The sequence below is a fragment of the Sphingorhabdus sp. SMR4y genome, assembly GCF_002218195.1.
GTDB lineage: Bacteria > Pseudomonadota > Alphaproteobacteria > Sphingomonadales > Sphingomonadaceae > Parasphingorhabdus.
In genome coordinates, this window is the sequence record NZ_CP022336.1 from 3,164,729 (window position 1) to 3,186,205 (window position 21,477).

Genomic DNA, 21,477 nt, shown 5'->3' on the forward strand with positions numbered 1-21,477 from the left:
ATCGTTCACGGATAGCCTCTGGTAAACGGCCGTCCGCGCGGGACGCAGGGCCGGCCGTCGAAAGCAGCATCCCATGTGCCGAATAGGCTGGCATTGCGGCCGTCGAGATAGAAGGTCGCATTATATCCCTGACCACCATTGGCGTGCCAGGGGCACAAGGCATTGCCCCGATAGATATTCCCGCGACGACCCTGCCGGCGGCGGTAAATGTCTCGGCGTTGTTCAAGACAGTCCTGATCATAATCGATAATCCGGTCCGCGCGATCATAAAAGGAACAGGCCTCATAATCCCTGTCATCCAGCCGCTGGGCCGATGCGGTCGAGGGATAGGCGAGCCACATTGTCAACCCTGGGATCGCTGCCCCGGCAATGCGGACAAAGCCGATTGATGGCGCCATCAGGAAGGCAGATCGCGACACGTCAGTCTTTCGTCCGAATAGTCAGGTCAACGGTGCAGACGTGGTGATTGACGTACTTCTCAACGCAACGGCACGGGCTGGTCGAAACAATATCCTTTTCGGTCTTGCCGGTTTTCGTGATACGGATGGCCGCTCTGCAGGCAAGCGGCTCGGTCATCGCGGAACCTTCGACCGGATAAGTTTTAGTTCCGGCATGGGCTGGCGTAGAAACCGTCATGGCAAGCAGTAAAGCGAGCAGCATTGCCGGAAGAACTTTGGTATTTCGCATCATTTGTCTCCTAATTCATTCGGTCTAATTTGAGTGGGCCACTATCTCATGAGTTCGAATTGGATTTTCAGTCCTTCAGATAGACATCGACATTGCAGTCATACCAGATGACTTGCCCGCCACCTTCCCGCGAACATTGGCACGGACCAAAGCCGCTGATCCGGTCGCTGCCATAGATTTTGATCGCGCTGTTCTTCGCTTTGGAACAGGCTTCAGATCGCGTGTCACCAATTGCGTTGGTGTTGTCGACACCGGCGATGGCAATGGTCGGCCATGACGACAGGATCAATACACCGGCCAAGATGGCGCCAGGCTTTCGGCATGATGGGTTCATGGTTCACATCCTCTACGACGCTGCTTCGCGTTGATCGCGATATGGCGTGTCGAGCCCATCCACCCTGAAAGCTGTGATCAGTCTTTGCCGAACCCACTGAAAAATTCTGAAAAATTCTGAATTTCCCAGTTTTCCTTTCATTTTTAGTAGCTTGCCTGCCGTCGGCTAATTGGCCGCCATATCCTTCACAAGCCTCTTGGCATCCGCGAGCAGGGGGTAGGATTGGGAAATTTCGGAGTGCTGTAGGATTTTGAGGCAGCTGTCCGCCTTTTTGGCAGCGAGCGGTCGCTTCTGCTTCCGCAATGCCAGCCGGGCTTCTAGACACAGGCTGCGGGCATACCAGGGATGATCTGTTCCGAAACTGTCTCTGAGTGCCGATTGGGCCAATTTGAGCTGCGTCTGCGCCGCTTCGTCATGCTTCGCTTCGACCAGGGTTTCTGTCCAGCGGAGGTAGAACCAGCTCTGTTTGGCCGGTCGGCCATAGAGCGCGGCTTCGCCATCCCTTTGCGCCTCGATCATCAACTTTGCGGCATTGTCGGTCTGGCCGATCTTCGCTTCCAGCGCAGCCAGTTCCGTCTTAGTATACAGGGTCCAGAAATGGTCGGCTCCCAGCTGTTGCTGATAGATCGGCACAATATTGTTCAGCATGGCGCGCGCCTGGCCAAAATTGCGCTGCGCCACATGGACCAGCGCCAGGCTATATTGCGGAGACAGGGATTCGATATGATCGGCTCCGAGCCGAGCGTCAAAAATCTTCTGTGCCTTTTGCAGTTCAACCACAGCCTCGTCTGTACGACCGGCATCGATCAGAAAGTCACCATAATCGGCATATGCCCATGCCGTTAACGGATGGTCGTCCCCGAATTGTTCGACGCGCATTTCGATATGCGTTCGAAACGCCGCTTCTGCGGCAGGAAAATGAGCCAGTTTCCGTTCGGACAGGCCAAGAAACCAGTGCGCGTCTGCCAGCAAATGGGGTGCTAGACCGTCGGGCCTGTCGACCGCCTTGCGCAGCTCGTCGCGGGCGGCGATATAGTCGCCGGTTTCAAATGCCATTTTCGCGCGATAGACCCGTGCCTTGCTCATCCGTTCCGAATCGCGTGCCTCGGCTCCCGTTACCGCGCGCTGGCAAATTCTGGAGCCACGCTTAGTCCTGCCCGCAAGCCGCAATTGCTGGCACAGATCGGTATCGATCCGGACAAATATGGGATCGGACGGCGGGAGGTGGATTTCGGCATATTCCCGCGCCGCATCGAGATGCTTTACGGCCCGGCCATATTCGCCCCAGCCGCTGACCGCTTCGGCCATCTTGAGGTGGAGGGGTACGAGCGAAGACGGAAAATCGGCAAATCGCGTGTCGATCGACATGGACAGCTTGTCGACCACTGCACGAAAGTCGGGATCAAATTTCTCAGCAGCATAGGGGTCACTGGACGAAATCAGTTCACCAGATATATAGGCGACCAGCGCATCTGCTTCGGCGTTCCGGTCCGCGCTTGCCTTGGCCGGCCAGTTCTCCCAAGCCAGATATAGCGTAAAGCAACCCAACATTCCGACAATGATCCCGAACATCGCTGCCCGGCGAGACTTGAAGACATTTCGGAGCCGCTTAAGAGGGAAAGACTCTCTGCTTGGAATTTTTGCGGCTGGCCTCTTGGCCGCCGGATGGTGGGCTTGCTCCCACTTCGCTTCTCCAACCAACTTATAGCCAAGTCCGAAGACGGTTTCGAGCAGATGTTTTTCCTTGCCGAGCGCGTCGCGCACCCGACCGATGGCTTTCGCCAGAGAGTTTTCATGGACGATCCGCCCCGACCATCCCGCCTCGATCAAATCGTCCTTGGATACCAGTTCACCACAGTTTTCGAGCAAGACCGTCAACAGCGCCGCAGCCGTTCGGTCCATGGAAACCGTGCCGACGGCGGACTGGACAAGGCAGGCATCCGGGAAAAACTGTACCGAATGAAATTTACAGGAACGCAATTCTGTCAAATGCTGCCCAAACCTCCCTTTTTCCCCCTCCGGACCCACGGGTGAATTCATCGCTGCGCATCGGGTCTCGGGCGTATAAATGTTCCGCACCCATACCGGGTTGGTTCAAACAGTCGACGCTTCATATTTTGATCGTGAAATACGAAAGAAAGCAAGTTATTTCAACGATTACCAAGCTTCAGAAAGGTCAACCTGACATCTTGATCAATTTGTTCAGCGCCTTTTCCACTAGCGTCCTGTTTGTGCCCAGCTTGATCCAGTTCGGCAGGTTTGCGGTCATAGTCTCGTGGGCTGCGTCCCCGGAGCGCTTGCGTAGGCCATCTGCGAAATAGTTCTGCAAGACTTCGGCATGGGCGCGGTTATAGGCCCATATATATCCCTTTGCAGTTTCCTCGACCAGATATAGAAGCGTACCAAAATAGGGCTCCCTTACATCTCCGGCGCGATGATATGGCACCCAGCGGGCCTCGATCTCGTAGCTTTCGGCGCATGTCGGGCAGGAGCCATTGAGCTTGTCATCAACAAAGGTGGGTTTTTGAGCCGCGTCGCGTTTGTAAAGCGGAGGTCTCTGGTTGTTTCCGCATTTACGGCACCGGGGTGGCTCCGTTGGAACTAGCGCCGTGCGGCCATACCAGTCAGCCAATTCAGCTGCTCGTTCGAAACTTGTCCCGACCGTTCCATATAAACGTCGATTGGTGCGGTTGTGGCTAAGATTGCAGCAGTCGCAACCCAAGCGGACGCCACCTGATATATTTGCAGGCTTTTCGCACTGAGGGCAGATTACGACAATATCATCGTCAATTTGCTGCATCTGGTTCCGCTTTTCTCGGCTCGAGGGGGACGGCAATTATGAGAAATAATTATGGTAAGGTCAAACAGAGGAAAATGGGAATTTTAAACTCCCTCTATCGCTTATTGGCGAAAGATAGATTATGTCGTTAGTCAGTTAGAAGGAAGTAGCACGCGCATATTGACTCTTTTCAACGTCGGCCTTTCATTACACATCGAAAAGTTTTGGCGGACTACAACTGGTACCGTGTGTCAACCAAATTGGAATCGGGATGTAACGGCGGGAATGAGGGCGCGAAGCTGTAAACCAACATTCCTACGCTAGTGTCCGCTAGCGCTATCTGGGCACCCATAAGCAGACGGTCGCAAAGCCACCCAGAAGCCGACGTTCTAGCTAGCCAAATTCTATGTCCGTTTCGCGCCCTCATCTCGGCCATCCGACCAGCCTGAAGCAGGCCCCAAAAATCGGGTCTTCATTCATGTAGCTGCTCCCGACCAAGTCTTGTTCGTCAATTGCTTGGAAAACTATTGATGCTACTTCAGCGCTTCAACAAACCTTCACTTTGCGGAGCCATCGCCAACCAGCGAAAATGGAGCCCAGGCGTTGGGGTGCGCCCAAGAGTCAGCTGCTGAATCGCGCGACGGATCGTCGCGGATTTCCTTCATCGCCTGCTGGAGAGCGGATGCGCGTGTAAGCGGGCTTTTTCCCGTAGTCAGTTCGACCGTGCGCACCGTCATTCTTGCAGCAACGGCGTCACGCACGGGCCAGTGAGAAACGAGCAAATTTTCTGCGCCAGCAAAAAAGAAAGCACGCGCCAGACCGGATAGTCCCGCCGCTCCAGAGCTGCCGTCGCCTGCTGCCGTGTTGCATGCAGACAAGATAACCCACTCGGCATCAAGATCAAGAAAGGCGATCTCCGACATCGCGAGATAGCCATCGTCATTCGAAGTGGCAGCCGCTGGGGGGGTGAGGACCAAGCCGGGCTCAATAGCGCCATTAATCTCGCCAGCTAAAAGTCCATGTGTCGCGAAGGCCAAGACGTCGGCGTCCAATCTCCGCGATTTGACATTCGTTTCCGTTGCTCGATCGCTTAAATAAAGACTGTTGTCCGGCGATCCAAATATCTGAGACAAATTCGTTAGCTCTTCAGCGGTGCCAGGCAGTCGAGCCAGCGAACGCAATTCATCCAAAGCGATTTTTGTTTCGTCCGTGCCTATTCCACCGGTTCGAAAAACATTTCGCAGCGATGGCGCGTGGTTGCCAGACCTTCGGCGATGCGCAGAGCCACCTCGCGTATTTGCATCACCGTCAAGGATAGGGTCGCCAATTCCGATAAACTTGTTTCTGGTCGCGTGGTTATCCCCGGCCCTGTGCTTACGAAGAAAAAACAATGTCTGCAACGACGGTAAAACCGAAAAGCTCAACTGATTTGACAGCCAACTGGCACTTCGCAACGTTTTCGGATCGCCAGTCCTGCCCTGCGGAATTTCGTCTACCAGCAACCCCAATGGAAGCGACGCGAGCGGTCCGTCCGCCACAACAAAAACATGATCGACATCATCCCGATTGAGGCCAGAGAACAACTGGTCATAAAGAAATTTTGCCTGCGCAAAGGAGTACGGATAGGCCCCTTTATTTGCCATTTCATCCATCCAAGAAACAATCTCGGCCGGTGATGCATTATTGGGCGCACCTACGTCCCAGAGAAGCCGGCGAACCGCCGAGTTTATTTCTTCAGGCGTAGCCGACGTCCGTTTCCAGACATGATGGCCGTTTGCGTAATAGAGTATCTGGGTCGAGATCTCGGTCGGCACTACCATGAGCAATGCTTCACCTGGCCTGAGGAGCTCGTAAGGCGTGTCGATGTCGATGGTTTTTGATCCCAGAAAATCGAAATATTCTGGGAATATCTTCCGGATCCTATCCTCATTCCGGCGGATTGCATCGCCGTTATGTATTAGTGCAATTCTGAATTTTTCAGACTCGGCTCCTCCGTCCCCTTGAGCAGCTGCATGTTCCGCTTGAAGCTCTTCCCTTTCGATAAGCATTCGCTCGCGGGTGCGCACGAGTTCACCAGATGCTCCGGAGGCACTGCGGCCAATCGCGGAAACGATCGCTCGATCTGCACTATTGTCGAATGATTGCAGCATCGAACGAAAAACACCCGGGCTATGGTCGGCGAGTTCCAGAGCATCCATGCTCGAGCCGGCTTCATCGGCCTTCGCATAATACGCGTCAATCAGCAGACGATGGACTGCGTGATTACCATTCTCGCGCTTGAAGCCTCCGATTTGAGATTGGTCAGTTGCAGCCGCTTGGAGGGGGCCAAGAGCAAGATCGCGTTTTGCGGGCTGCCTTAATAGAGCCAGTCCTAGCCTTTGATTGATCCGTTTTCGTAAAGGAAGGTCCGCACCGGTTCCATCCAGCGCAGCGATAGCAGAACGAAAATGTACCTCAGCGCTCTCTGCTTCGCCCAAACCGAGCAATACAGTTCCGAGGGAAGCCTGCGACCTCGCAACATCCGTACGGCGAACGCCATACTTTTCAGCTAGCGTCTTCACAGCTCGCTCGGCATAGGGCTTGGCCGCATTATATCGGTTGCGCACCGCCAGCGCATTCGCCAAGTCAGCAGCACTGATCGCTCTCGCAATTTCGTTGCCTGTATCAAGTCGTTCGCGCTCGGCGAGAACCAGTGCAAAAGTCTGCTCCGCTTCATAGACGCGGTTCAACTGCATAAGTGCGCGACCATATTGCTGCAGTAGATCGATTGTAACCGGATGATCGGGTCCCAGCGCGTCTTTCGCGCGGCCCACAGCAGGCGCAAGAATCGACAAAGCATGATCGGGCAGACCGATTTCGATCAACACTCCGGCGTATCCCGTCAGGCTTACTAGCGTATCGGGATGAGACGGCCCGATTAACTTTGTTCGGTTCTGGAAAGCACTTTCATAATGGCGCTTGGCATATACAAAAAACCCGGATTGAATTGCTGTTTCACCAAGGGCATGTTCCATGTCGAACTCATCGGGATGCGTGCCCTGGTAAACATAATGGCGAAAGCGCTGTGCCCAGTGGTAGCTGCCGTATGCCTCGAGCCAGTCCCCCTTTTCCACCGCATCGCGCGCATCAGCCGCCGCACGGTCGGAAGCAGCCTGTCCGTCGTCAGAACATTTGGCACTGAAGGCTGCGTAAATTAACGGAGCATTGGTTCCATCTGGTTGGTTGATATTAAGCGGCAAGCTTGCGGTGTAGCAAGCGCCGATGTTCGATGGTTTGTTTTTTGATCCTTTCTCGTTTTTTGATGATGGCGAGTGCTCTGCCGAAGTAGGCATCGGCAGGCGTAACGTTGCCCAGGCTTTCGTGATAGCGCTGGTGATTATAATGTTCGACGAACGCCTCGATCTGCGTTTCCAAGTCCCCTGGCAGGAAGTAGTTTTCCAGCAGGATGCGGTTCTTCAAAGTCTGGTGCCAGCGTTCGATCTTGCCCTGTGTTTGCGGATGGAAGGGGGCGCCGCGTACATGGCTCATCTTCTGTGCTTCGATATATTCTACCAGTTCACCCGCAATGTAACTCGGGCCATTGTCAGAGAGCAGCCGTGGCTTGTGCATAACTGCTGCCTGGTCGCAGCCTGAAGCTTCCAGAGCCATGTCCAGCGTGTCGGTGACGTCCTCGGCCCGCATGGTGCTGCAAAGCTTCCAGGCGATGATGTAGCGCGAGTAATCGTCCAGCACCGTCGATAGATACATCCACCCCCAGCCAATGATCTTGAAGTAGGTAAAATCTGTCTGCCACATCTCGTTGGGCCGCACGGTCGGTGTGTGGAATCGATCAGCAGCTTTGATCACGACATAGGCGGGGCTGGTGATCAGGTCGTGGGCCTTCAGAAGCCTGTAAACCGTGGCTTCTGACACGAAGTAGCGCTGTTCATCGGTGAACGTCACCGCCAGTTCGCGTGGACTGAGCTCCGAACGTTCCAGCGCCAGATCGATGATCTGGTCATGCACTTCGGCAGGGATCCGGTTCCACACCCGGCTTGGAGCCGATGGCCGGTCAGCCAGCGCTTCAGGCCCCCCTTCCAGATACCGATCATACCAGCGGTAAAAGGTTCGGTGCGGGATCCCCAACTTATCCAGCGTCTTGCGCGCTGACAGATGTGATTGCTCGACGATCCTGATGATCTCAAGCTTCTCCGATGCCGGATATCTCATGCGTCGTCGTCCCCATCCGCGATCATGCTTTTTTTGAGCAGACGGTTCTCGAGGGTCAGGTCGGCCACGCATTCCTTCAGATCACGCGACTCCCGCCGCAGGTCTTTCACTTCATCGCTGGTTGCAGCACGGGCCGTGTCACCGGCCAGCCGACGTTTGCCGGCTTCCATGAACTCCTTCGACCAAGTGTAATACAGGCTCTGCGCTATGCCCTCCTTGCGGCACAGCTCGGCAATGCTGTCATCACCGCGCAGGCCGTCGATCACGATCCGTATCTTGTCTTCTGCTGAGAAATGCCGGCGGGTCGCACGGCGGATATCTTTAACCACCCGCTCTGCGGGCTTTTTTGCGGTGGAGTGTTTTGGTTTCATGCTTCGTTCCTTCGTCACTACGATGAAACCAAAACACTCCTTAATTCACAACATCAATTTGGTGACATAGGTGCTGACGGGGAACAAGTATGACAAATAGCGATATAAAAGGAGCGAATGGCCCCCCAGCCACTCGCTCCATCTGATCCAACGGGAGAGAAGGATCAGAAACAGTCAGACTTAAGAACGTGAGCTGTTCAACATACTCTTAGATTTCGAGCCATTTTTTCCATGTTGGTTCGTATGGTCGCCAGATCTGCCTCGGAAATGCCTTTTAACATCTTGTTGTAAACGGCGTCGGCTTCTTTCCGGAGCTCTGGGATGATCTCTATTGCCTTTGGACGCAGGAATATCCGCCAGACACGCCGATCACCTTCTGCCGATCGACGTTCGACAAATTCCAGCTTTTCGAGACGATCAATCGTTAGTCCAATAGTAGCGCGTTCCAGTTCTAGGCAATTTGCCAACTCGGTCTGTGTCATCCCTTCTGTTTTGATCAGATAGGCCAAGGTTCTCCACTGGGTGCGGGACAAGCCGAACTGAGCAATCGATTCATCAAATGCTTTGCGCAGAACTCGCGGCACTTCCTCCAGCAGAAACGCAAATTCATCGCTCTCATTCAGAAAGCCGTCCTGCGCGTCGATGCTTATCGTAGCTGCTTCGTTTGTCATGATAGCGGCTATATAGTAAATTTAGTGTATTATAAAGCCCTTTACTATTCGCCACTATACAGCCTATAAAATCGGCATGGATCATGAAGATAATATCTTGACCGGTCATAACGGCTTGAAGATTACAGCTAGTTCGACCGGGCCCAAAACCGGTTTTCCAGTGATGCTTGCGCATGGTGGCGGTCAAACCCGTCATGCATGGAAGAAGGTGCTGGATGAACTCGCCAATGCTGGCTACCGCGCGACGGCCATCGACATGCGCGGTCACGGAGATAGTGAGTGGGCATCGGACGGCGCATACGATATGCGCGATTTTGCGCGTGATCTGATTGCTATCTCTAAGCAGCTTAGTAATCCTCCAGCGTTGGTGGGAGCATCACTGGGCGGAATTGCGGGTATGATTGCGACCGGTGAACTGGCTCCTAAGAGCTTTAGGTCGCTGACGTTGGTCGATATTGCGCCGAAGATGGAAGCCGTCGGAGTGTCGAGGGTGGTTGGGTTCATGCAGGCCCACATGACAGATGGATTTTCCTCCCCAGAAGAAGCTGCCAAGATTATTTCAGAGTATATGCCGAAGCGCGAGAAACGCTCTGGCAGGGGTAAGCTTGATCGATATTTACGTAAACGGGAAGACGGGCGATATTATTGGCATTGGGATCCCAATTTTATTCACCATGTAACGCGCGCTCGGGACAATACTACCGCAGTAAATGACGAGGGTTTCGACAGGTTAAGCGCTGCGGCCGCCAAATTAACGCTGCCGGTTCATCTCATACGCGGAGGTTCCAGCGACATGGTGTCTGAAGAGGCCGTAGCCCATTTTAAAACATTGGTTCCCGGCGCGCTTTTGACCAATATTGCGGATGCTGGCCATATGGTCGTCGGTGACCGCAATGATGCGTTTTGTTCGGCGATAATCTCCTTTTTGAATGCGACCCACAATCGCGGTGCCGTGGCATGAAATATGATCCAGACAACCTTGCTGACCTGCTGCAAATCGCTCCTTTTCATCGCTGGTTGGGCCTGCAGATCGTGCAGCAAAACAACGATCAACTGGAACTGGAAATGCCGTGGCGAGATGAGATTATATCCAATCCCATGATTGGGACCGCGCACGGTGGCATTCTCGCATCCCTGATCGATTTATGCGGATTATACACGATTATTTCTGCGGACGGCTCCGCAAAGGCAACCGCCGATTTGAGGATAGATTATCACCGTCCAGCCACCAAAGGTCCGCTTCGTGCCATTGGGCAGGTAATCAAGCTAGGAAAGACGATAAGTACCGCAGATACGCGCATTCTGGATGCCGATGGCCGATTGGTTGCTAGCGGGCGCGGGACATATTTGAGCGCGTAAATGGATGCCAAAAATATTATATTTCTTCTGTCTGTAACCGTGCTGGGCTTGGTTTCGGGCTGTGCGAGCGACGATAATGCGAATGCCGATGGTGAACACATTCAAGCAAGCGCGACCCTCGAAGTAGACTTTCTGACAGTGAAATCCGAACCTTTGACCGATCCTGTTGAGGTTTTTGGAACGATTGCGGCCAAGCAGACCAGTGCGATCGGCACACTCGTGGCTGGACCGCTTGAAACTATGTTTGTGACCGTCGGCGATAGGGTCAAAAAGGGCCAGGCGCTTTTCCAGATCAGGCAAGCCGATTATAAAAGACGTGTTGCAGAAGCATCCGCAGCGCTACGCCTGACCGAAGCGCAGGCGATACAGGCCCAGCGACAATATGACCGCGTAATTGCACTTGCGCCGCGCGGCTTTGTATCGAAAGCGCAAGTCGAACAGGTGGAAACAGACTTAGCCGTCGCCAGAGCACAGGTATCGCAGTCGCAATCGGTACTGGCCACCGCTAAACAAGCGCTTCGCGACACTATTGCACGCGCTCCATATAACGGCGTCGTTACAGCCAGATTGGTCGATGAGGGGTCCTATCTCAACAATAGCTTTTCGATGGGTGAACAATCTGCAGCCTTGCAACTACAGGAACTTGAAATAGTGGCCGCGATCGTCAGTGCTCCGCAGGCCCGGGTCGATGACTTGAAGCTCAACCAGAAGGCAAAAGTTTACATAGATGGCTTTGATGAGCCATTCGACAGCTTTGTGTTCATAATTAACGACCGGGTTGACCCGGAATCCCGGACGGTTGAATTGCGATTGCCGATAAGAAACCCAAACTATCGGATCAGCAGCGGACTAGGTGTGCGGGCGCTCATCGAGACACCGCCAGAATCTGCAATTATTCTTCCTAGATCGGCGGTCAAAGGTGATAGCGCGGCGGCATATGTATTCCTGTTCGAGAATGGTATTGCACGCCAAAGGGATGTAAAGGTTGAAAGCATAGATTTCGAACGGGTCAAGGTCACCCGAGGCGTTCAAAGCGGCGAAAAAATCATCCAAAACCCACCATCCACTTTGCGCGATGGACAAAAAGTAGCGCGCAAGCAAAGAAAGCCTGCAAGGTAAGCTGATGTGGATCTCTGATGTATCGATCCGGCGTCCCGTTTTTGCGACAATGGTGATTGCTTCGTTAGTCGTTATGGGTCTGTTGAGCTTTGGGAGACTGGGTGTTGATCTGTTCCCCAAAATTGAATTTCCATATGTTTCGGTAACAACGACTTTGCCTGGTGCGTCTCCAGATACGATTGAGACTGAAATAACCGACGTAATCGAGGAAGAGGTCAACAGCGTTTCGGGCATTCGGCAAATGCGCTCAGTCAGCGCCGAAGGAGTCAGTCAAGTCGTGGTCGAGTTTGAATTATCGGAAGATGCCGATGTGAAGGCTCAGGATGTCAGGGACCGGGTAGCCAGCATATTAAGCAATTTGCCGGAAGAATCAGATGCACCAATTGTCGAAAAGCTTGATCCTGATGCCGCACCGATATTGTCGCTGCTTATAGCTGGAGATGCACCTGTCCGAGAGCTTACAGTCTTTGCAGATGAGGTCGTTAAAGAGAGGCTTCAGCGTATTCGCGGCGTAGGTTCTATCTCAATAGTAGGTGGGCGAGAGAGAGAAATGCGGGTCTGGCTTGACCCGGCAAAAATGCGTGCAAGCGCCATTAGCACGGATAATGTCTTAGCCGCCTTGAGAAATGAAAATGCCGAGTTGCCGGGCGGTCGCCTTGAGATTGACGGTCGCAGCAAGCAATATGGGGCCAGAACATTTGCTGAAGCCAATACAGCCTCGGAATTTGGCAATCTCGCGGTAGCATATCGGCCCAACGGGCAGGTCACGCGGGTCCGCGATATCGGTCGCGTGGAAGACTCGGTCGAGGATGAAACCAGCTATGCCCAATTAAACGGTCGTCCCGGAGTAGTGCTTGAGGTTCGCAAGCAATCTGGAAGCAATACAGTTGCAATGACCAAGGCAATCAAAGCGGAGATAGAACAGATCAAAAACCAATTGCCGAGCGGGGTTGAAATTGTTGTCACGAGGGAAACCGCGCGATTCATCGAATCTGCCATTGGTGATGTTCTGTTTGATTTGATGATCGCGGTAATACTGGTTGTTATTGTCACCTTCTTTTTTCTGCTTAGCTGGCGAGCAACGTTTATCGTTATGCTTGCCATCCCGACTTCCGTAATTGCGACGTTCGCTGCCTTCGCTGCGTTCGATTTTACACTTAATTTTATGACATTGTTGGCGTTGACGGTTGCGATTGGATTGCTTGTTGATGACGCTATTGTCGTTGTTGAAGCCGTGCAAAGCGATGTCGATGATGGCGCTGATCCAATGGAGGCGGCACCCAAAGCAACCAAACGAGTGGCATTGGCGGTGCTTGCCGGGACATTCGCGACATTGGCGGTGTTTGTGCCTATTGCCTTTATGGAAGGAATAGTCGGACGCTTCTTTTTTCAATATGGCTTGGCGATTGTATTTTCGGTTAGCGTCTCATTGTTGGTGGCGCTTACCCTGTCGCCCATGCTTGCATCCCGATTTCTGAAATCGGAGAAAGAGAAAACAGGCTGGCTGGGAAAGATTGAAATCTTTCACGAGATCATGCGGAAGCGATACGAACAGCTTGTAGGTTGGTCGATCAAGAGACGAAATATCGTTTTTTTGGGAGCGATCATAAGCCTTTTTATCGGCGGCCTTTTCGCAGCAATGGTGCCGTCCACGTTCATGGCCCTCACGGACAGGTCAGAGTTTCTTGCAAGTGTTGAACTTCCGTTGGGAACGGGCATTGCGACAGCTAAAGAGGCGTCACAGCGAGCGGATGAAGCGCTACGCAATATCGAAGATGTAGAATATGTTTTTGTAACCATAGGGGCAGGAACCAATCAGAAAACGAACTTGCTAGATTTCTATTTTGATCTCAGTCCTAAACAGGGTCGAGCAGTCGAGCAGGGTGCGATCATGGACCAAGCGCGAAAGGTCCTTGCAAAGACGTTGCCAGAAGCCACGGATATTTCGGTCGTCGAAGTTCCATGGGTTTCCGGTGCCGGAGTGGGATCGGTTCAGATAGAGCTTATAATTGCTGGTTCCGACCTTACGACGATCAATGAATATGCAAATATTATTGCGGAACAAATGCGTGCTACCCCAGAACTGGTGGATGTCGCTTCTACTTACGAAGGCGGCAGGCCAGAATTGCAGATCAGGTTAGACCGTAATCGGGCCGCAGATTTAGGAGTGACGGCACGGGACGTCGCAGCAGCATCGCGGACTTTGATTGGCGGGAGTGATGCGGAAACATTTGAAGCCGACGGCAGACGTTATGACGTTAGAGTGCGAGTGGATGAAGATAAACGGCAAACTTTGAATGACGTTGCCCGGCTTCCGGTTCGATCAGGAAATGGAAGTTTAGTCGATCTGGCGGCAGTTGCCGATATTGACGTTGCCGACAGTCCGGCTCAGATTGATCGCGTGGACCGAGCCAGACAAATTACGGTCATGGCAAACACTCCGCCAGGCGTGGCCTTGAGCGTCGCAGTCGCTCAGGTTGAAAAAATCCTGATGAACAATCCTCCACCGGAAGGAATGTCGACCAAAATGGAGGGTATGGCGCGGAGACTGGCAGACACAACTTCTGCCATATTGTTGGCGTTCGGGCTTGCTATTGTGGCCCTATATGTTGTCCTGGCCAGCCAATTTAACAGCTTCGGACAACCTGTCCTGATCATGCTTACCGCCCCCCTTTCTTTTTCCGGAGCGTTTATTGCACTTTGGCTTTCCAATCAGGAATTGAGCATGTTCGCCCAAATCGGAATGATTGCCCTGATGGGGATCGTGATGAAAAACGGGATTCTGCTTGTGGATCTTGCCAATGAATATCGGAAGGTAGGTATGGGCGCGGCGGAGGCCATGAAAAAAGCCGCACCCGAACGGCTCCGGCCAGTGTTAATGACGGCTCTTGCCGCAATTTTCGGAATGATGCCTGTTGCCTTCGCTCAGTCGGATGGAGCCGAATGGCGCAATGCTATGGGTTTTATCATTATGGGCGGTTTGGCGACATCGACCTTTTTGACGCTTTTGGTTGTGCCCGCTGCATATGCTTTGCCTGATAACTATGCTCGGTTTAAAACTCGCGCGCGAGCGAAGTTTTCGGGAGGTTGTTCAAAGGGCCCTCGGGCTTAGTCAAAGTTCTTCTCACATTATCAACGCAACCTTTTGCAGATGACGCTATAACGCGTGTGATCGGTGAGATGGTGGGCGCACCATAATCAGCAAATTCAACCCATTGAATGACCGCTATCCACCTAATTGTGGCCGTTCGGAGTGATTGGATGGAAATAAAAGCCGCCGGACGGCAATCTCCCAAAAAGCGGACACCAGCCCGTAAGTGACCGGTGCCCGAGCATAGTCATATCTCTGTTTTTTCAGCCAGAGTGAGAGCATCTTCTATGTCGACACCCAAATAGCGAACCGTGTTTCCGATCTTTGAATGGCCGAGCAAGATTTGGATTGCTCGCAGGTTGCCCGTCGCCTTGTAAATGATAGACGCTTTGGTTCGCCTCAGCGAGTGAGTCCCATACTCCTCCATTCGCAGTCCGATGGCTTCAACCTATTCATCAACGAGCCTTGCATATTGTCGAGTGCTCAGATGTCTTGTGTGATCTACCCGACTTGGAAAGACATAATTAGCGACTGAGCCGCCACGCCTTTCTAGCCAAGCAAACAAGCTTCCCCTGGTATCCGTAGAAATTTCGAACTGGACCGGTCTCCCAGTTTTTTGCTGTGTGATTGCCGCTCGTTTTCTAATATTCGGCCCTGAGACCAAATCGCCGATCTGGAGCTGGACTAGGTCGCAACCTCTCAGCTTACTGTCGATCGCCAGGTCGAACAGCGCTCGGTCTCGCAGTCTCTGTTCGCGATCGAGAAAGAACCGGATCGCCCAGATTTGCTTCTGTGTGAAAGGCCTCTTCGGTCCGACGTTGACACCAAAGTTCCATGGCACCCGGTTTTTTGCTGCCGGGTCGAATTGTGAAATTCCCATTGTTTTTCTCCTTGGCCAGAAAGGCCATGAAGAACGTCAGCTATTAGGGGCTAAAAAATCGAGTTGCTTTGTCTGAAACTGGGGCGCATTTCAGACCGGCCGGAATTGGGCCGGCTGCCGAAAGCCCGGGCCTAGGTTCAAAAATGTGCGATGCTGCCGTTCATTCGAGCCAACGTCCCGGTCAGCTGCCGTTCACAAAGCGATTATGCGGATGCTACCGCTCGTTCATTGGGAGCTGGCGTTCGTGAATTTTTCTGCAGCGCGCCCGGCCAATGGTTCTCGCCTTGCCCCTAAAGAGACCAACCCTTCAGGTCGAACTGAATAGCCCCTAGTTTTCTAAATACCTTCGTTTTTCATTTTCTGCTGCCGTTCAAACTCTGCGGGTGACAGCATCCCGTTTCTAGTGTGCTTGCACTTTGAATTGTAGAACATTTCAATGTAATCGAACACGTCCTGCCTAGCTTCTTCACGTGTTTTGTAGTTTCGACGCCGTATTCGTTCATGTTTTAACAAGTTGAAGCAGCTCTCGGCGACAGCATTGTCGTGGCAGTTTCCGTACCGGCTCATCGAGTGCTCCAGATTGTGAGCTTTCAGGAATTATGCCCAGTCCATACTGGTAAACTGAGAGCCTCGATCTGAATGGATCAGCATCCTTCCCATCGTCATCGCCAGATGCCGATCCGAACTTCTTCTTCCACGCATAAAATGACTGCGTGCTAATCTGTCTATCGAATGCTGACGGGGGACAATTGTACGTGCTTCAGGTTGACTGCCCCAAGAGTAGGTGTTCAGTCATCGGGCCCAGAAGAAAAACCGATTGCGCAAATATTGTTACCGGGTTAGCCCCCGTTTTTTAGCGATGTCACCGCTGCGGGTTGCTCCTGCAGCATAGGATCGATCTTTAAGTTCCATGTTGTGACGTTTGCCGATCAGATCGTTGATCGTATCAAAAACCTTCTGCTCGTAATGCCATTCCTTAAGCCAGAACGCTTTACGCTTCGGGTCGCGGGCATTTTTGTACTTGGCGGCAAAATAGCTAACATCTTCCTGACATTGGCTCCGTCGTTCGAGAGCCTCGTCGAACATCTGTTTCTGCTCTTTAGTTTTTGGACCATTTACCCTCACATCGCCGGTGACGGGATTGATGATGACATCGTCGGGGTGCGGGACAGGATCTGGCTCGGGAATGCCGGCTTTGCGACAACGTGCGATTTCTTCGTCCCAGCTTCTCTTGTAATTTGCAAAATGCTCCAGATTTTCAATCTTGAGCTGTCGATCTTCGGCCTCGATATCACGCACCATTTCAGCAAGGGTGCGCTGGGCAAAGCGATTGCCCTTCATGGCAGAAACGCCCATCGAGCGAAACACCGCCTGGATCGCAGGCAATTCGACAACCCTGTCTCCTTCACGGACTGTCACCGGTCGGTATGCTTCCTGACGAAGGAGTTCTTCGGCAGGACGATTACCAAAATCCGCGCCCGGACTTTTCTTGTTCCTGGAGCCTTTCGGACGCCCTCGCGGATTCCCCGATTGACCTTTCTGGAACTGGTGAGCGGCAGGAGGCTTTGCATAGCCTACTTCATATTTTGCTGGAAGGTTGGATGGGGACGTGTCTTGAGCCGCTTTTTCACCATGGTGATCCTGCATCAGACCGTCTCCCGCGTAGCTTCGAGTTCGCAGCGGATTTCCGAGACATCTTCAAATGTCTGGCCGGTTTCATCAAGTTTGGCATGCTTGCCCGTAAGTTGTTCCCACCGTCTGAGGATTGTGTCGCAATAAAGCGGGTCGAATTCTATCAACCGCGCCGATCGCCCGGTTTTTTCAGCAGCAATCAGAGTGCTTCCCGAACCGCCAAAACAATCCAATATGATTTGCCCGCGCTTCGAACAGTCACGTATGGCATCAGCTACGAGAGCAACCGGCTTTACCGTCGGGTGCATGGCAAGTTCATCCCCGCGATCTGCGCTGATGCTGCTGATTCCCGCATAGTCCCACACATTGGTCCGGTAACGTCCAGTCTCACCCAATCCAAAACTGTTGATATGTTCCGCAGTACCTTGCTTGAACACGAAGATGAGCTCATGCTTTGACCGGTAGAAGGTACCCATGCCGCCATTGGTCTTGTTCCAAACAACAAGATTTTTAAGCTCGGTAAAAGCGGCGCTGCCCGCGGCCAAAAGCTCGCCCATGTGCCGCCAGTCCATGCAGACGAAGGCGATAGCGCCATCATCCATATTAGCTGACATGTTGCCAAGCGTTTCAGTAAGAAATGTGATGAAACTGCCGGCGCTCATTTCTCCCGAAGCAAATGCGAATTCCCGGTGTTTGACACTTCCCGATCCACATACATTCCCGTCAATTTTAACATTATACGGCGGATCCGTAAAAACCATGTTTGCTTTTGACCCATCCAGAAGCAGAGCCACGTCTTCCTGATTGCGCGCATCTCCGCAAAGCAGTCGGTGCCGTCCCAACTGCCACAAATCGCCAAGCCGGCTGACGGCGATTTCCTGGAGCAGGGGAATTTCATCCTCGGGAGTACATACCCCGTCCGGATCAGCATCACTGGCCTCGTCCAGGACAAGATCAATCTCTGCCAGGCTGAACCCGGTGAGTTCGACCTCGAAGTCCAGATCAATCAGGCCTTGCAACTCGATAGCCAGTATCTCTTTATCCCAACCGGCGTTCAGGGCGAGCCTGTTGTCCGCCAGCACATAGGCTCTGCGCTCGGCTTCGCTAAGATGTGACAACGCCAAAGTGGGCACGGTCTTCATGCCTATCAGCTTTGCTGCCTCTACCCGCCCGTGCCCGGCAATGATTTCGCCATCATCCGACACCAGCACCGGATTGGTAAATCCGAACCGCTGGATGCTGTCGGCAATTTGCCTCACCTGTTTTTTGGAATGAGTACGTGCGTTTCGCTCATATGGCTGGAGCGATGTAATATTGCATTCAACCAGGCTGCCTACTTGTTGTATCATAAGTCCCCCGAGAAAAGTTATTCCGACCTTCATAGTCTGGGAACAAATACCAAATATAACAAGATCAAAAAGGGAACATATGTCGCCAGAAAACCACGTCCTGTCTCATTTTTGTGGTGGACGTGGGTGGTTTGTTCAAAAGAGGGTCACGGCAACGCGTTTTTTGAAGCAGCGGCCTGCTCTCTCCATCCTAATTTTTTAATCACTGTTCCGCGCCAGTACGTTCGCTGTTCGAGGGCATTACGTTCCCTGAAACGCCGAATTAAATTCCCTGTTATTTTTATAGGGAATTCACTTCATAAATCCCTCAATTAAAGGGGTTTGAGAGTGGGTCCGGAATGAAGAAAGGTGCAGAAAACTGCATTTTCCCTGTAAATTCCCTGTAAAGCAGGGATTTACAGCGTATCGCACCTGAGACTGGTTCGCGACAGACTGCGTCGCGCACCACCTTTTTTCTTCATCGCCGGACTTGATATTCGCTGCGGCTTTGCCTGAATATACAGCCGCGTGCTCCTCTGCCCGGTTTAACGGACCTTCCGCAATCCTAATAGGCGACGTCGACGGCGATCCGGAGCGTTCGCGGACGAAGCGGGGTCAGATAGCCCTCGCTGCCGGGAACGAACGGCGTTCCCAGAGCAAAGCGATTGCCACGCGAATCCAGCAGGTTGGTCATGGAAAGGGTGATCCCTCGCGAATCATTGCCGATCCGCGCGGCCAGGCCACTGTCCAGATAGTCCCCTTGCCCTTCGCCCAGTTGCGGGCCGATTCCGACCCGGGAAGGACCGATATAGCTGGCCCATCCCTGCAGGCGGAAATCCTCGTCACCGATGACGGTTTCATAATTGGCCGAGCCGCGCACAGCGTGGCTGGCGACATTGGGTATGCGGCCCAGTCGCCCGACAGCGGAAACCGGAACCGACGAGAGGAAATCGGTGGGGGGACCGGCCAATGTCGCCCCGGCAAGTTGCAGCCCGGTCGACAATTGGGTCACGCGACTCTTGTTATATACCGCTCCCATTTCCAGTGACAGTCCGGTGACCGGCCTGACGGCAATGGAACCCGATATGCTGGTAATTTTGCCATCGCCGATATTGGCGGTGGTCGGGAAGCCATTGGTGTCGATATAATCGGCCTGAATATCCCGCCAGCGGCTGTGCGAGATGGAAATCGTGGCGTCGAGGGGAGTTACGCCCTTGCGACCGAAACGCATGCCCGCGTCATAGGTGGACACATGGTCATTGCGAAAGCGCTGGACGAAGCTGCCGTCTATTGACAGCCCGCCGGGGCGGAAACCTTCCTGATAGCGGGCGTAAAATGTTATGTTTTTCCCCAAATTCGCGAGCAGCGATGCTGATGGAAGCAGATCCTGTTCATTGCGCTTTGCGGTTATGGCGCGGCCGACTTGCGTGAGCGCGAACAGGGCATCGACATCCTCGCCATCGCCGCCGAGGCGGGCGTGGGTATAGCGCAGGCCACCGGTGGCCACGATATCGGGCAGCAGTTCAAGCGACATCTCGCCATAGGCCGTATATTCGGTGATCCGGTTGGTGACGCCGACAATCGCCGCACGCATGTTTTCTCCGCCAAAGTCTCTTGTCTGGCGGGTCCGGTTGTCGATGAAGCTGGTGCCGACCACCCAGCCCAGCCCGTTACTATAGGGGCGAGACAGGCGCGTCTCGCTGGTCAGCATCCGGGTTGCGTTCCGTTGTTCGAAAACACGGGGCGTGTCACCGACCAGACTGGCGTCGAACCGTTCGTAGAGATTGTGATCGACATAGGCGTTGGACGACTGGAAATGGAGATTGTCCCAGTTTTTCATGACCACCAGCATCGCCGAGCCGTAGCGCGCGTTTGCGCCCTGCTCGACAAGACTGCTGCGGGTCAGCGGCGGGGCATTCTTGTCTGCATATTGGGCGTCATCGGCCTTGATACTCTGATAGATGCCACCGAAATCTACCGCCCAATTGTCGCCAAGGTCCAGGCGCAGCGTGCCGCGTCCACCCCGGATATTGGTGCGGTTTACGTCATTCAGTCCGAGCAGCGGGTTGTCGATATAGCCACCGTCGCTGATCGAATAGCCGACCAGTCGCAGCGCGTGACCGCTGTCACCGACGGGAATGTTCGCTGTGGCAGAAATATCGCCACCCGGCGCGCCATGCTGCACCAGAGAAACGCCTGCCGATGCGACAAGAGTCGTCTCGTCCGGATCGGGTGTCTTGGGGATCATGCGGATAATGCCCCCCAGCGATCCGGCGCCGTATAATGTGCCTTGCGGCCCTTCGAGAATCTCCACGCGATCGATATCGTAAAGCCGCAAGTCGGGATCGGGTGCGTTATAGCTGAGGCGGATATCCCCGAGATATTGCCCGACCGTCGCCTGCGTCGGTCCGGTAAAGCTGGAATCGGCTATGCCTCTTATGAACAACTTGTTTCGGCCGCTGCCAAGATGGGTGGAGGATATTGTCGCCATGCGCGACAATATCGAATCCATACCCCGCTCTCCGCCGAATTGCAGATCGGCACCGTCCAATATGGTGACAACGCCGGCATAGTTGACATAGGGCATGTCGATCTTGCTGGCATTGACGACAATTTCTTGGACCGGCCGTTGCTCCTCCGCTGATGGCGTCGCTTGCGCGCTGGCCCGGCGTATTTTGCGGGTTGATCGGGCCTGGCGATTGGCGTGTTGGGTGCGGGATGCCCGCCGCTCAATGCGCCAGCTGGTGGTGCCGACCCTCACAGCATGGGCATCGGTCCCGGAAAGCAAACGATCAAGGGCCTTTTGCACGCTCATCCGGCCGCGTACCGGCTTTACCGTCCTTTGCCAGAGCTTGGCGTCGGCCACGCTGATGCTGATACCCGCTTGTCGCCCCAGCAACGGGAGGCTTTGCAACAATGTTCCGCTTGGCAATTCGATCAGGCGCGATTCATCACGTGCCGCGACGGCGGTCGCGCACAAAAGCAAGAACAGGGCGGAGAACAGGCGGGCGTTCATT

15 protein-coding genes and 2 pseudogenes are annotated in these 21,477 nt (G+C 53.6%); 4 read left to right on the top strand and 13 right to left on the bottom strand.

Features of this window, described 5'->3' with window-relative positions:
• Positions 1 to 5: 5 nt before the first annotated feature.
• From SPHFLASMR4Y_RS15315 to SPHFLASMR4Y_RS15350, 8 genes are all read right to left on the bottom strand, one after another.
• Positions 6 to 419 carry a hypothetical protein gene (locus tag SPHFLASMR4Y_RS15315; protein ID WP_089134322.1) on the bottom strand — a complete coding sequence of 138 codons (414 nt, stop codon included), beginning with the start codon at positions 417 to 419 and terminating at the stop codon, positions 6 to 8.
• A gap of 1 nt (position 420) precedes the next feature.
• A complete protein-coding gene (locus SPHFLASMR4Y_RS15320; RefSeq protein ID WP_089134323.1) occupies positions 421 to 690 on the bottom strand; it encodes a hypothetical protein in 270 nt (89 codons plus the stop codon).
• A gap of 64 nt (positions 691 to 754) precedes the next feature.
• Positions 755 to 1,021: a hypothetical protein gene (locus SPHFLASMR4Y_RS15325; RefSeq protein ID WP_145955565.1), complete on the bottom strand. Its 267-nt coding sequence runs from the start codon at positions 1,019 to 1,021 to the stop codon at positions 755 to 757.
• A 165-nt stretch (positions 1,022 to 1,186) separates the two neighbouring features.
• On the bottom strand, positions 1,187 to 2,923 hold the full coding sequence (locus SPHFLASMR4Y_RS15330; protein ID WP_186265968.1) for a tetratricopeptide repeat protein: 1,737 nt from the start codon (positions 2,921 to 2,923) through the stop codon (positions 1,187 to 1,189).
• 274 nt (positions 2,924 to 3,197) lie between these two features.
• Positions 3,198 to 3,821, bottom strand: a complete 624-nt coding sequence (locus SPHFLASMR4Y_RS15335) for a hypothetical protein (protein WP_089134326.1) — start codon at positions 3,819 to 3,821, stop codon at positions 3,198 to 3,200.
• A gap of 536 nt (positions 3,822 to 4,357) precedes the next feature.
• Complete coding sequence (locus SPHFLASMR4Y_RS15340; RefSeq protein WP_089134327.1) at positions 4,358 to 7,132, bottom strand: CHAT domain-containing protein; 2,775 nt, start codon at positions 7,130 to 7,132, stop codon at positions 4,358 to 4,360.
• A protein-coding gene (locus SPHFLASMR4Y_RS15345; RefSeq protein WP_089132006.1) for an IS3 family transposase occupies positions 7,029 to 8,380 on the bottom strand; the annotation gives its coding sequence in 2 pieces (ribosomal slippage) (positions 7,029 to 8,044 and positions 8,044 to 8,380; 1,353 coding nt in all). Before SPHFLASMR4Y_RS15345 ends, SPHFLASMR4Y_RS15340 begins: the two co-directional genes overlap by 104 nt.
• Before the next feature lie 197 nt (positions 8,381 to 8,577).
• On the bottom strand, positions 8,578 to 9,051 hold the full coding sequence (locus SPHFLASMR4Y_RS15350; RefSeq protein ID WP_089134328.1) for a MarR family winged helix-turn-helix transcriptional regulator: 474 nt from the start codon (positions 9,049 to 9,051) through the stop codon (positions 8,578 to 8,580).
• Between the two features lie 76 nt (positions 9,052 to 9,127).
• Between SPHFLASMR4Y_RS15350 and SPHFLASMR4Y_RS15355 the strand changes: the two genes are divergently transcribed.
• The 4 genes from SPHFLASMR4Y_RS15355 to SPHFLASMR4Y_RS15370 are packed head-to-tail and all read left to right on the top strand — an operon-like array spanning position 9,128 to position 14,641.
• A complete protein-coding gene (locus tag SPHFLASMR4Y_RS15355; RefSeq protein WP_089134329.1) occupies positions 9,128 to 10,012 on the top strand; it encodes an alpha/beta fold hydrolase in 885 nt (294 codons plus the stop codon).
• Entirely contained in the window at positions 10,009 to 10,410 is a 402-nt protein-coding gene (locus SPHFLASMR4Y_RS15360; RefSeq protein WP_089134330.1) for a PaaI family thioesterase, read from the top strand. The genes SPHFLASMR4Y_RS15355 and SPHFLASMR4Y_RS15360 overlap by 4 nt, the downstream gene beginning before the upstream one ends.
• Positions 10,411 to 11,529, top strand: a complete 1,119-nt coding sequence (locus tag SPHFLASMR4Y_RS15365; RefSeq protein ID WP_089134331.1) for an efflux RND transporter periplasmic adaptor subunit — start codon at positions 10,411 to 10,413, stop codon at positions 11,527 to 11,529. It abuts the gene before it with no gap.
• A 4-nt stretch (positions 11,530 to 11,533) separates the two neighbouring features.
• Entirely contained in the window at positions 11,534 to 14,641 is a 3,108-nt protein-coding gene (locus SPHFLASMR4Y_RS15370) for an efflux RND transporter permease subunit (protein ID WP_089134332.1), read from the top strand.
• A 226-nt stretch (positions 14,642 to 14,867) separates the two neighbouring features.
• Here SPHFLASMR4Y_RS15370 and SPHFLASMR4Y_RS15375 read toward each other — a convergent pair.
• The 5 genes and pseudogenes from SPHFLASMR4Y_RS15375 to SPHFLASMR4Y_RS15395 all read right to left on the bottom strand — a co-directional run bounded on the left by SPHFLASMR4Y_RS15375 (position 14,868) and on the right by SPHFLASMR4Y_RS15395 (position 21,476).
• A pseudogene (locus SPHFLASMR4Y_RS15375) lies at positions 14,868 to 15,500 on the bottom strand (tyrosine-type recombinase/integrase).
• A gap of 336 nt (positions 15,501 to 15,836) precedes the next feature.
• Positions 15,837 to 16,151: pseudogene (locus tag SPHFLASMR4Y_RS15380) on the bottom strand (IS3 family transposase); the annotation flags it as partial.
• Between the two features lie 180 nt (positions 16,152 to 16,331).
• Positions 16,332 to 17,147 (bottom strand): DUF5681 domain-containing protein, encoded by an 816-nt coding sequence (locus SPHFLASMR4Y_RS16960; RefSeq protein WP_145955566.1) that lies wholly within the window; start codon positions 17,145 to 17,147, stop codon positions 16,332 to 16,334.
• Positions 17,147 to 18,481 (bottom strand): site-specific DNA-methyltransferase, encoded by a 1,335-nt coding sequence (locus SPHFLASMR4Y_RS15390; RefSeq protein ID WP_089134334.1) that lies wholly within the window; start codon positions 18,479 to 18,481, stop codon positions 17,147 to 17,149. The genes SPHFLASMR4Y_RS16960 and SPHFLASMR4Y_RS15390 overlap by 1 nt, the downstream gene beginning before the upstream one ends.
• A 544-nt stretch (positions 18,482 to 19,025) precedes the next feature.
• A complete protein-coding gene (locus SPHFLASMR4Y_RS15395) occupies positions 19,026 to 21,476 on the bottom strand; it encodes a TonB-dependent receptor domain-containing protein (protein WP_089134335.1) in 2,451 nt (816 codons plus the stop codon).
• Position 21,477: the final 1 nt, after the last annotated feature.

Bases quoted from the DNA above. Each gene is read 5' to 3' on its own strand.
- SPHFLASMR4Y_RS16960 (WP_145955566.1), bottom strand. From the start codon at position 17,147: ATGCAGGATCACCATGGTGAAAAAGCGGCTCAAGACACGTCCCCATCC.
- SPHFLASMR4Y_RS15325 (WP_145955565.1), bottom strand. From the start codon at position 1,021: ATGAACCCATCATGCCGAAAGCCTGGCGCCATCTTGGCCGGTGTATTG.
- SPHFLASMR4Y_RS15390 (WP_089134334.1), bottom strand. From the start codon at position 18,481: ATGATACAACAAGTAGGCAGCCTGGTTGAATGCAATATTACATCGCTC.
- SPHFLASMR4Y_RS15370 (WP_089134332.1), top strand. From the start codon at position 11,534: ATGTGGATCTCTGATGTATCGATCCGGCGTCCCGTTTTTGCGACAATG.
- SPHFLASMR4Y_RS15330 (WP_186265968.1), bottom strand. From the start codon at position 2,923: ATGGACCGAACGGCTGCGGCGCTGTTGACGGTCTTGCTCGAAAACTGT.
- SPHFLASMR4Y_RS15360 (WP_089134330.1), top strand. From the start codon at position 10,009: ATGAAATATGATCCAGACAACCTTGCTGACCTGCTGCAAATCGCTCCT.
- SPHFLASMR4Y_RS15340 (WP_089134327.1), bottom strand. From the start codon at position 7,132: ATGCCTACTTCGGCAGAGCACTCGCCATCATCAAAAAACGAGAAAGGA.
- SPHFLASMR4Y_RS15350 (WP_089134328.1), bottom strand. From the start codon at position 9,051: ATGACAAACGAAGCAGCTACGATAAGCATCGACGCGCAGGACGGCTTT.
- SPHFLASMR4Y_RS15395 (WP_089134335.1), bottom strand. From the start codon at position 21,476: ATGAACGCCCGCCTGTTCTCCGCCCTGTTCTTGCTTTTGTGCGCGACC.
- SPHFLASMR4Y_RS15320 (WP_089134323.1), bottom strand. From the start codon at position 690: ATGATGCGAAATACCAAAGTTCTTCCGGCAATGCTGCTCGCTTTACTG.
- SPHFLASMR4Y_RS15365 (WP_089134331.1), top strand. From the start codon at position 10,411: ATGGATGCCAAAAATATTATATTTCTTCTGTCTGTAACCGTGCTGGGC.
- SPHFLASMR4Y_RS15355 (WP_089134329.1), top strand. From the start codon at position 9,128: ATGGATCATGAAGATAATATCTTGACCGGTCATAACGGCTTGAAGATT.
- SPHFLASMR4Y_RS15335 (WP_089134326.1), bottom strand. From the start codon at position 3,821: ATGCAGCAAATTGACGATGATATTGTCGTAATCTGCCCTCAGTGCGAA.